The 9,226-nt window shown below is 68.3% G+C and carries 8 protein-coding genes; 5 read left to right on the forward strand and 3 right to left on the reverse strand.

Features of this window, described 5'->3' with window-relative positions; genetic code table 11:
* Window positions 1-1,133: 1,133 nt before the first annotated feature.
* Window positions 1,134-1,874 (reverse strand): SDR family NAD(P)-dependent oxidoreductase, encoded by a 741-nt coding sequence (locus E1261_RS40480; protein ID WP_132415060.1) that lies wholly within the window; start codon window positions 1,872-1,874, stop codon window positions 1,134-1,136.
* 157 nt (window positions 1,875-2,031) lie between these two features.
* Here E1261_RS40480 and E1261_RS40485 point away from each other — a divergent pair, with 157 nt between their 5' ends.
* The 3 genes from E1261_RS40485 to E1261_RS40495 are packed head-to-tail and all read left to right on the forward strand — an operon-like array spanning window position 2,032 to window position 4,498.
* Window positions 2,032-3,471, forward strand: coding sequence for an AlkA N-terminal domain-containing protein (locus E1261_RS40485; protein ID WP_272948641.1), 1,440 nt, complete (start codon window positions 2,032-2,034; stop codon window positions 3,469-3,471).
* Window positions 3,468-4,016 carry a GNAT family N-acetyltransferase gene (locus E1261_RS40490; RefSeq protein WP_238176753.1) on the forward strand — a complete coding sequence of 183 codons (549 nt, stop codon included), beginning with the start codon at window positions 3,468-3,470 and terminating at the stop codon, window positions 4,014-4,016. Before E1261_RS40485 ends, E1261_RS40490 begins: the two co-directional genes overlap by 4 nt.
* The gene (locus tag E1261_RS40495) at window positions 4,013-4,498 is read left to right on the forward strand and encodes a methylated-DNA--[protein]-cysteine S-methyltransferase (protein ID WP_132415062.1); all 486 of its coding nucleotides are present in this window, start codon (window positions 4,013-4,015) and stop codon (window positions 4,496-4,498) included. Before E1261_RS40490 ends, E1261_RS40495 begins: the two co-directional genes overlap by 4 nt.
* A 227-nt stretch (window positions 4,499-4,725) precedes the next feature.
* Here the strand turns inward: E1261_RS40495 and E1261_RS40500 are convergent, their stop codons facing one another.
* A complete protein-coding gene (locus E1261_RS40500; protein ID WP_132415063.1) occupies window positions 4,726-5,943 on the reverse strand; it encodes a cation:proton antiporter in 1,218 nt (405 codons plus the stop codon).
* A gap of 5 nt (window positions 5,944-5,948) precedes the next feature.
* Window positions 5,949-6,434, reverse strand: coding sequence for a cation:proton antiporter regulatory subunit (locus E1261_RS40505; RefSeq protein ID WP_132415064.1), 486 nt, complete (start codon window positions 6,432-6,434; stop codon window positions 5,949-5,951).
* 140 nt (window positions 6,435-6,574) lie between these two features.
* On the opposite strand from E1261_RS40505, the gene E1261_RS40510 reads away from it, so the two are divergent.
* Together E1261_RS40510 and E1261_RS40515 are read left to right on the forward strand one after the other, a co-directional pair.
* On the forward strand, window positions 6,575-7,114 hold the full coding sequence (locus E1261_RS40510; protein WP_132415065.1) for a PadR family transcriptional regulator: 540 nt from the start codon (window positions 6,575-6,577) through the stop codon (window positions 7,112-7,114).
* Entirely contained in the window at window positions 7,111-9,132 is a 2,022-nt protein-coding gene (locus E1261_RS40515) for an NADPH-dependent 2,4-dienoyl-CoA reductase (protein WP_132415066.1), read from the forward strand. The genes E1261_RS40510 and E1261_RS40515 overlap by 4 nt, the downstream gene beginning before the upstream one ends.
* Window positions 9,133-9,226 lie beyond the last annotated feature (94 nt).

The following is a 9,226-nucleotide window of genomic DNA, read 5'->3' on the forward strand; positions in this document are numbered from 1 at the left end:
CCTCGCGTCCCTCCGCCCGGCCCCGGCCAAGCTGACCGGCCGTGCGGCTACGCCCGGGGCCTGCGTGTGGCGTCCGCACAGCCGGGGTTGCCTGTCGAGTTGGGGGGTTGCCCACTGAAAATTTCGATGGGCAACCCCCCAACTGGAGGGATAACCCCGCAGCTGGCCCTCCGGGCTGTGCCGGTCACGCGGAAAATGAGGGGATCTCCGCTCGGATTGCCGGTTCTCCCCTCGTTATTCGACCGGAGAACCAGCACATTGAACGGATACCCCTCCTCCTGTTCCGATGTGCGGGTGATTCGCCATCACGCCCCTCACAACGTCCGAAGCTCCGAAGACCCCGCCCTCGGATCCTTCGGACGTTAGCCGGGCCAGCGTTTAGCGTCCGAAGATCCGGTGACGAGGTGTGCGTGTTTTTCGGACGTTAGCTGGGGCAGTGTTTAGCGTCCGACGATCCGGAGGACCTGGCGCGCGTGTCCTTCGGACGTTGTGGGTACGGCGCTCTGCTGGGCCGGGTGCAGGTGGGCGGGGTGTACTGCGGTCACCTACTGGGGAGCTCGGACATCTGGTGAGGTGTCCGGGGTCCCGACTTGGTGTCCGGGGATCGGCCGGTCGGCTGGTTACTGCGGGGCTGGGGAGTTCTACCGGTCGTTTTCGGGGGGGTACGACTCCCCAGCCTCGCCGGACAACCGTGTACAGCACCCCAGCCAGCCCGATCTTCCTCGAACCACCGCGACGAGCCCGTCGACACGCCTCGTCACCACCGGCAGCAGCCACAGCCGGTCAGCCCCAGGCCTCGTTCACCTCTGTTCGCCGACCGAGCCGTCCGGCCCAGCCAAAGACCCGTCCAGCCAAAGGTCCGCCCAGCCAAAGGTCCGCCCAGCCAGGGACCCGCCCAGCGACAACCCCTCTGTAACGCCGGCCGCAGTGGCGAGCAACCATTGCCGCAGGTCCCCGGCCGCATCCGAGTGCACCGCCACCGAGGCCGCCGTACAAGAACCCCACACCTCCAGCACAAGCGACGGATATCCGTCCGCGTTGCCCCTCCTCAGGTCGTATACGGCGCGAGAAGGGGCAACAGCGACTGATATCCGTTCAGTGTGCGGGGGAGGGCGGGCGCCGGAGGTGGGGAGTTATGCGGTGTGGCCGCCGTCGATGGTTAGTTCGGTGCCGGTGATGTAGGCGGCGTGCGGGCCGGCCAGGTAGGTGATGGCGGCGGCGACTTCGGCGGGGGAGCCGAAGCGGTCGAGGGCCAGGTGGGCGATCTGCGGGTCGGCGTACGGGCCGTCGGCCGGGTTCATGTCGGTGTCGATCGGGCCGGGCTGGACGACGTTCGACGTGACGTTCCGTACGCCGAACTCGCGGGCCAGACCCTTGCTCAGCCCGACCAGCGCGGCCTTGGTCATCGCGTAGAGGGTCATGCCCGGGCCGGTGACCCGAGCGGCCGCGCAGCTGCCGAGGTGGATCAGCCGGCCACCGTCAGCCAGCAATGGAGCCGCCGCCTGGCAAGCGGCGTACACAGCGCGGACGTTGATGGCCAGCGCGCGATCGATTTCGGCGGAGGTGAAGCCCTCGATCGGGCCGATCGCGCCCATCCCGGCGTTGTTGACGAGGATGTCCAGACCGCCGAGCGATCCATGGGCCTCGCGAACGGCGTTGGCGACCACCGTGGCGTCGGTCGCATCGGCCTCGATCGCGAAGCCCCGGCGGCCGAGTCGCTCGATTTCCTTCACGATCGTCGCTGCTGCATCCGGCGAGCTGTTGTAGGTGAAGGCGACATCGGCGCCGGCCTCGGCGAGGGCGAGTACGGTGGCCGCACCGATACCGCGGCTGCCACCAGTGACGAGTGCGTTCTTGTTGCTCAGTGCGTTCATGTCTCTAGTCCAGGCGATCGGGAGACGGCGTTCCGGCGGGAATGCGACACCAGGAACTCGCGTCGCATTCTCGCCACACCTTGATGTCGTAAAACCGCTAGCGACTGTCGGTGGGGGCAGGGATGCTGGTCCTGTGTATGAATGCAGGGAACGATGCGTGCGAGCGGTGCAGTCGAAGGACGCACGCTTCGACGGGTGGTTCTTCACCGCGGTGCTGACGACCCGGATCTACTGCCGGCCGAGCTGCCCGGTGGTGCCGCCGAAGGTCAAGAACATGGAGTTCTACCCGAGCGCTGCCGCCGCGCAGCAGGCCGGGTTCCGCGCCTGCAAGCGGTGCCGCCCGGACGCGAGTCCAGGTTCCCCGGAGTGGAACGACCGGGCCGACCTCGTCGCCCGCGCCATGCGGTTGATTGCGGACGGCGTCGTCGACCGCGACGGCGTACCGGGGTTGGCGACGCAGCTCGGCTACAGCGTCCGGCAGGTGCAGAGGCAGTTGCTGGCCGAGCTCGGCGCCGGACCGCTCGCGTTGGCTCGTGCCCAACGCGCGCAGACTGCACGATTGCTGATCGAGACCAGCGATCTGCAGATGGCCGACGTCGCCTTCGCGGCAGGCTTCTCAAGCGTGCGGACGTTCAACGAGACCGTGCAAGAGGTCTTCGCGCTGTCCCCGACCGAGCTCCGAGGACGACGCGGTACGACGGCAGTCGCGCCTGGCACGATTTCGCTGCGACTCCCGTTCCGCGCGCCGCTGACTCCGGACAATCTCTTCGGCCATCTGATCGCAACCGGCGTACCGGGCGTGGAGGAGTGGCGCGACGGTCACTACCGCCGCACGCTGCGACTCCCGCACGGTCATGGTGTTGTCGCGCTCAAGCCGATGCCCGATCACATCGCCTGCCAACTGTCGCTCACCGACCAGCGTGATCTCGCGATCGCGATCAGCCGGTGCCGCCGGATGCTCGACCTCGATGCGGATCCGGTTGCTGTTGACGAGCTGCTCGCCACCGATCCGGTGCTGGCGCCGCTGATCGCGAAGGCGCCGGGGCGGCGGGTTCCTCATACGGTCGATGGCGAGGAGTTCGCCGTACGGGCTGTGCTCGGGCAGCAGGTCTCGACGGCGGCTGCGCGGACGCATGCGCATCGGTTGGTTCTGCAGCATGGCGAGCCGATCGAGGATCCGGCTGGTGGGCTCACCCATCTCTTCCCGACCACGCAGGCGTTGGCCGGGCTGGATCCGGAGACGTTGGCGTTTCCGAAGTCGCGGCGTACGACGCTCACGACGCTGATCGCGACCCTCGCGGCCGGCGAGATCGACCTCGGCGCCGGCGCCGACTGGGATCGCGCTCGTGAGCAACTCGCCGCGCTGCCGGGGATCGGGCCGTGGACGGTCGAGTCGATCGCGATGCGGGCGCTGGGTGATCCGGATGCGTTCGTGGCCAGCGATCTCGGCATCCGGTACGCCGCGCGCGACCTGGGGTTGCCTGAGGCCCCTAAACCGTTGATCGCGCACGCGCGTGCCTGGCGGCCGTGGCGTGCGTACGCCGTTCAGTACCTGTGGGCGACCGGCGACCACGCCATCAACAAGATCCCGGAATGACTGGAGCGAGCATGCCCGACCTGACCACCGATCGCCTCCTGCTGCGTCAGTGGCGCGACTCCGACCGCGAGCCGTTCGCCGCGCTGAACGCGGACCCGGCAGTGATGGAGCACTTCCCGAAGCTGGTGACCCGCGAGGAGAGCGACGCGCTGATCGACCGGGAATCGGCGGCGATCGCTGACCAGGGCTGGGGGCTGTGGGCGGTGGAGGTGCGGGAGACGGGGGAGTTCATCGGGTTCACCGGTATGGCGGTGCCGCGTTTCGAGGCCGCCTTCCTGCCCGGCGTGGAGATCGGCTGGCGATTGGCGAAAGGTGCCTGGGGCAACGGCTACGCCACCGAGGCGGCTCGGGCGGCCCTCGACTTCGGCTTCGGTCCGGTCGGCCTGCGCGAGATCATCTCGTTCACTGCCACCACCAATGTTCCGTCCCAGCGCGTCATGCAGAAGATCGGCATGATCCACGACGAGGCCGGCGACTTCGACCACCCCCGCCTCCCGGCCGGCCACCGCCTGCAGCGCCACGTCCTCTACCGGATCAGCCGATGACGTACGCCGTCATGGACAGCCCGGTCGGCCCCCTCACCATGGTCGCGACCGACACCGGTGAGCTGGCCGGCCTCTACATGGAGCAGCACCGCCACCGACCCCCGATCGAAACCTTCGGCACCCGCGACGACTCCGTGCTGCCGCTGGTCGCCGAGCAACTCACCGAGTACTTCCACCACGGCCGCACCACCTTCGACGTACCGCTGAAGCTGTCCGGAACCCCTTTCCAGCAACGCGTCTGGACCGCTCTCCAAACCATCCCGTACGGCGAGATCACCACGTACGGCGACCTCGCCCGCGACCTCGGCCTCGTCCCCGGCGCCTCCCGAGCGGTCGGCCTGGCGAACGGCAAGAACCCCGTCAGCATCATCGTCCCCTGCCACCGAGTAGTAGGCGCCACCGGCAACCTCACCGGCTACGGCGGCGGCCTCCACCGCAAACAAGCCCTCCTCAACCACGAACGCGCCGACGCCCTCTTCTAACGTCCGAACGCCCGGAGGGCGGCCCTCCGCTTCTTCGGACGTTATGCCCGCCTCCCCGCTAACGTCCGAACGATCGGAGGGCCGCCCTCCGCTTCTTCGGACGTTACGGTTCGGGGGCTGCTGGCCACGGCCTCGCCGTCCACCTCAGCCACCGCATCGCCCAGCCACCCTGCTTTGTCGGCCGGAGCCGTGATCAGCCACAGCGGACGTCTCCGGCCGAGTCGACGCTACGGAGTGCTGTTGGCGGGGTCGTCCAGGCGTTCCAGGGCGGGCGGACCGACCGTTGGGGGAGTGCGTTTGGTGAAGCGGCGGGCGATTGGCTCGGTGTAGCGGGCCGCCAGAGGGCCGAGGATGACAAGGATGAGGACGTAGGCGGTGGCCAGTGGGCCGAGGCGGGGTTCGACGCCGACCGCGAGCCCGGCGATGACGATCGAGAACTCGCCGCGGGCGACGAGCGTTCCACCGGCTCGCCAGCGGCCTGCGGTACCGACGCCGGCCCGGCGAGCGGCGTACCAGCCTGTGGCGATCTTGGTGAGTGCGGTCAGGACCGCGAGGCCGAGGGCGATGGCGAAGACCGGTGGGATGTCGGCGGGATCGGTGCTCAGGCCGAAGAAGACGAAGAAGACCGCGGCGAAGAGGTCCCGCAGTGGGCTCAGGAGGTTCCGTGCGCCGTGCGCGACCTCACCCGACAGCGCGATTCCGACCAGGAAGGCACCGACGGCCGCCGACACCTGCAGTTGCTGCGCGATACCGGCGACCAGAAGCGTCAGACCTAGTACGACGAGCAGCAGCATCTCGGGGTTGTCGGACGAAACCGCCCGGCTGATCACGCGCCCGTACCGCAACGCGAGGAACAGCACGATGCTGACCGTGCCCAGCGAGATCAGCAGCGTGATGCTCCCACCGGCCAGTCCGACACCGGCAAGAAGCGCAGTCAGGATCGGCAGGTAGACCGCCATCGACAGGTCCTCGAGGACCAGAATCCCCAGCACCACAGGCGTTTCGCGGTTACCGAGTCGGCCGAGATCGCCAACCACCTTCGCGATCACGCCGGACGACGAGATCCAGGTGACACCGCCCAGTGCGACCGCTGCGACCGGACCCCAGCCCAGCAGCAGCGCCACGGCAGCGCCCGGAAGGGCGTTCAGCACGAAGTCGACGATGCCCGAGAGGTACTGCGTCTTGAGTGTGGTGACCAGATCCGAGGCCGTGTACTCGAGGCCGAGCAGCAGCAGAAGCAGGATGACACCGATCTCGGCGCCGGTGGCAACGAATTCCTCACTGGCTGCCAATGGCAACAATCCACCGTGCCCGAAGGCCAGACCTGCCAGCAAATAAAGGGGAATCGGTGAGAACCCGAACCGGCTCGCGATCCGTCCAAGGATGCCCAGGGCAAGGATGACTGCACCCAGCTCGATCAACAGCATGGTGATGTCTTCGTGCATCTGGCTCACCCGCCCGCAATCAGATCGGCCACGGCGTCCACACCTTCACGGGTCCCGACGACGACCAGGGTGTCGCCGGTCGCGAACCGGAAGTCCGGCGTCGGCGAGGGGGTCGCGCCGGTACGACGCAGTACCGCGACGATCGACGCCCCGGTCCGGCTGCGGGCCTGGGTGTCGCCGAGCGTGCGGCCGCCGTACGGCGATTTGGCCGTGATCGGGATGTGTTCGGTGACGAGGTCGATCTCGATCTCGTTCCGGACCGGGTCGAGCTGTTCGGGGATCAGGAGGTTCGCCAGCGCGGCGGCTTCACCGGGATCGAGCGGGACCGTGTTCGTGCAGGCGTCGTCGTCCTCGGGATCGTGGAAGCCGAGGTAGCGCCGGCCGTCGTTGCGGACCACCACGGAGACGTGTTTCCCGCCGAGGGTGACCAGGTCGTACCGGATGCCGATCCCCGGCAACGTCGTCTTGGTCGGGTGGGCCTGCTGGTCCATCGTCTTCCCTCTCCTCAGGCGGCGAAATAGCTGGCGTCTGCAACCATTCTCTCAAGTTCTGACAAGCCTGTCCGCCTGCTGACTGTGACATGCGCTGCAACTAGGTGCACTGCACCTCGTTGCATAGGTACGCTCACCGCATGGCACTGGAACACGCGATCCTCGTGTCGCTGACCGAGCGGACCGGCTCCGGGTACGAGTTGGCCCGGCGGTTCGACCGGTCTATCGGCTATTTCTGGCCGGCCACGCACCAGCAGATCTACCGGGTGCTGCGCCGGATGGACGAGGCCGGCTGGGTCACTCACACCGAGGTCGCCCAGGAGGGCCGCCCGGACAAGAAGGTCTACCGGGTCTCCGACGGCGGTCGCGCCGAGCTCGCCCGCTGGATCGCCGAGCCGGGGGAGGTTGCGATCCTCCGGGACGCGCTCGGGGTGAAGCTCCGGGCCGCCTCGATCGGCGGGGTCGACGCCGTACTGCGCGAGGTGGCGCGGCACCGGGCCGAGCACGCCACGCGGCTCGAGGTGTATCGCGGGATCCAGGCCAAGGACTTTCCCAAGCCGGCCACGTTGAACGGCCGCGAACTGCACCAGTACCTCGTACTACGCGGTGGCATCCGCGCCGAAGAGTCCTTCGTGGCCTGGTGCGACGAAGTGACCGAAGCCCTCGAGGAGACCTCATGACCGCATACCCGCACCTGCTGGAGCCGCTCGATCTCGGGCATGTGGTGCTGCCGAATCGCGTCATCATGGGCTCGATGCACACCGGTCTCGAGGATCGGCTGAGCGATCTGCCCAAGCTCGCGGCGTACTTCGCCGAGCGGGCGCGTGGTGGTGTCGGCCTGATGGTGACCGGCGGTTACGCGCCGAACCGCACGGGCTGGCTGACGCCGTTCGGATCCACGCTCAGTACTCGCCGGCAGGCGCGCAAGCACCGGATGCTGACTGACGCCGTACACGCTGCCGGCGGGAAGATCGCGCTGCAGATCCTGCATGCCGGGCGGTATTCGTACCACCCGTTCAGTGTCTCCGCGTCCGCAGTCAAGGCACCGATCAACCCGTTCAAGCCGCGCGCGCTGTCCGACCGTGGGGTGCGCAAGCAGATCTCGGCGTACGTCGATTGTGCCGGGCTGGCGCAGGAGGCCGGGTACGACGGGGTCGAGATCATGGGGTCGGAGGGGTACTTCATCAACCAGTTCCTCGCCGAGCGCACGAACAAGCGCACCGACCGGTGGGGTGGCAGTGCGGAGAACCGCCGCCGGCTCGCGGTCGAGATCGTCCGCCGGACCCGCGAACGGGTCGGACCGAACTTCCTGATCATCTACCGGCTCTCGATGGCCGACCTCGTCGAGGGCGGTCAGACCTGGGACGAGGTCGTTGCGCTGGGCAAGGAGATCGAGGCGGCCGGTGCGTCGATCATCAACACCGGGATTGGCTGGCACGAGGCCCGGGTGCCGACGATCGTCACCTCCGTACCGAGGGCCGCGTTCACCAGCGTCACCGCCGCATTCAAGCCGCATGTGAGCATCCCGGTCGTCACGTCGAACCGGATCAACCTGCCGCAGGTCGCCGAGGAGGTGCTGGCTCGCGGTGACGCCGACCTGATCAGCATGGCCCGCCCGTTCCTGGCCGACCCTGATTGGGTGCTCAAGGCAACGGCTGACCGGGCCGACGAGATCAACGTCTGTATCGCCTGCAACCAGGCCTGCCTGGATCACGTGTTCGCCAAGAAGAAGGCGAGCTGCATGGTCAACCCGCGCGCGGCTCGCGAGACCGAACTCCAACTGCTGCCGACCCGCAAGGTCAAACACATCGCGGTCGTCGGCGCCGGACCGGCCGGGCTGGCCGCCGCAGTCACCGCGGCCGAGCGCGGGCACGACGTCGAACTGTTCGAGGCCGACCAGGAGATCGGCGGGCAGTTCGGGATCGCGCGCCGGATCCCCGGCAAGGAGGAGTTCGCCGAGACGATCCGGTACTACCGGCGCCGCCTCGAGATCACCGGCGTCAAGGTCCATCTGGGTCGCCGGGCGAGCGCCGCGGACCTGGCCGGATTCGACGAGATCGTGCTCGCGACGGGCGTCGTACCGCGGGTGCCGTCGATCCCCGGCATCGACCACCCCAAGGTGCTCTCGTACGTCGAGGTCGTCCGCGAAGGGAAGCCCGTCGGTGACTCGGTCGCGGTGATCGGGGCCGGCGGGATCGGCGTGGATGTCAGCGAGTTCCTCACCACTGTCGATTCGCCGACTCTCGATCTCGATGCGTGGAAGGCCGAGTGGGGTGTCGCCGATCCCACGGTCACCCGCGGAGCGCTCGGCGTACCGCATCCTGAAGCATCACCGCGGCAGGTCTACCTGTTGCAGCGCAAGCCCGGCCGCATCGGCGCCGGCCTGGGCAAAACCACCGGCTGGGTGCACCGCGCCGCCCTCAAGAACAAGCAGGTCGAGCAACTCCGCGGCGTCAACTACGAACGCATCGACGACGAAGGCCTGCACCTGACCTTCGGCCCTCAGCACGAGAAGCCCCGCGTCCTCGCCGTCGACACCATCGTCGTCTGCGCCGGCCAAGAATCCGTCCGCGACCTGGCCGACACCCTCACCACCTCCGGCCGCCCCGTCCACATCATCGGCGGCGCCGACCTCGCCGCCGAGCTGGACGCCAAACGAGCCATAGACCAAGCCACCCGCCTCGCCCTAACCCTCTAAGGGCGGACCCCAGCCACTCACCAACCACCTTCGGCCGGTCGAATCCGCCCCGGCTGAGCGTGGCGCCGGCGGTGCCACGGAGGTTGGTCAGTGG

Source organism: Kribbella albertanoniae, from assembly GCF_004348455.1.
GTDB lineage: Bacteria > Actinomycetota > Actinomycetes > Propionibacteriales > Kribbellaceae > Kribbella > Kribbella albertanoniae.

Excerpts from the sequence above, each read along its gene's own strand:
- E1261_RS40495 (WP_132415062.1), top strand. The coding sequence starts at position 4,013 with ATGACGTACGCCGTCATGGACAGCCCGGTCGGCCCCCTCACCATGGTC.
- E1261_RS40515 (WP_132415066.1), top strand. The coding sequence starts at position 7,111 with ATGACCGCATACCCGCACCTGCTGGAGCCGCTCGATCTCGGGCATGTG.
- E1261_RS40500 (WP_132415063.1), bottom strand. The coding sequence starts at position 5,943 with ATGCACGAAGACATCACCATGCTGTTGATCGAGCTGGGTGCAGTCATC.
- E1261_RS40510 (WP_132415065.1), top strand. The coding sequence starts at position 6,575 with ATGGCACTGGAACACGCGATCCTCGTGTCGCTGACCGAGCGGACCGGC.
- E1261_RS40480 (WP_132415060.1), bottom strand. The coding sequence starts at position 1,874 with ATGAACGCACTGAGCAACAAGAACGCACTCGTCACTGGTGGCAGCCGC.
- E1261_RS40505 (WP_132415064.1), bottom strand. The coding sequence starts at position 6,434 with ATGGACCAGCAGGCCCACCCGACCAAGACGACGTTGCCGGGGATCGGC.
- E1261_RS40490 (WP_238176753.1), top strand. The coding sequence starts at position 3,468 with ATGACTGGAGCGAGCATGCCCGACCTGACCACCGATCGCCTCCTGCTG.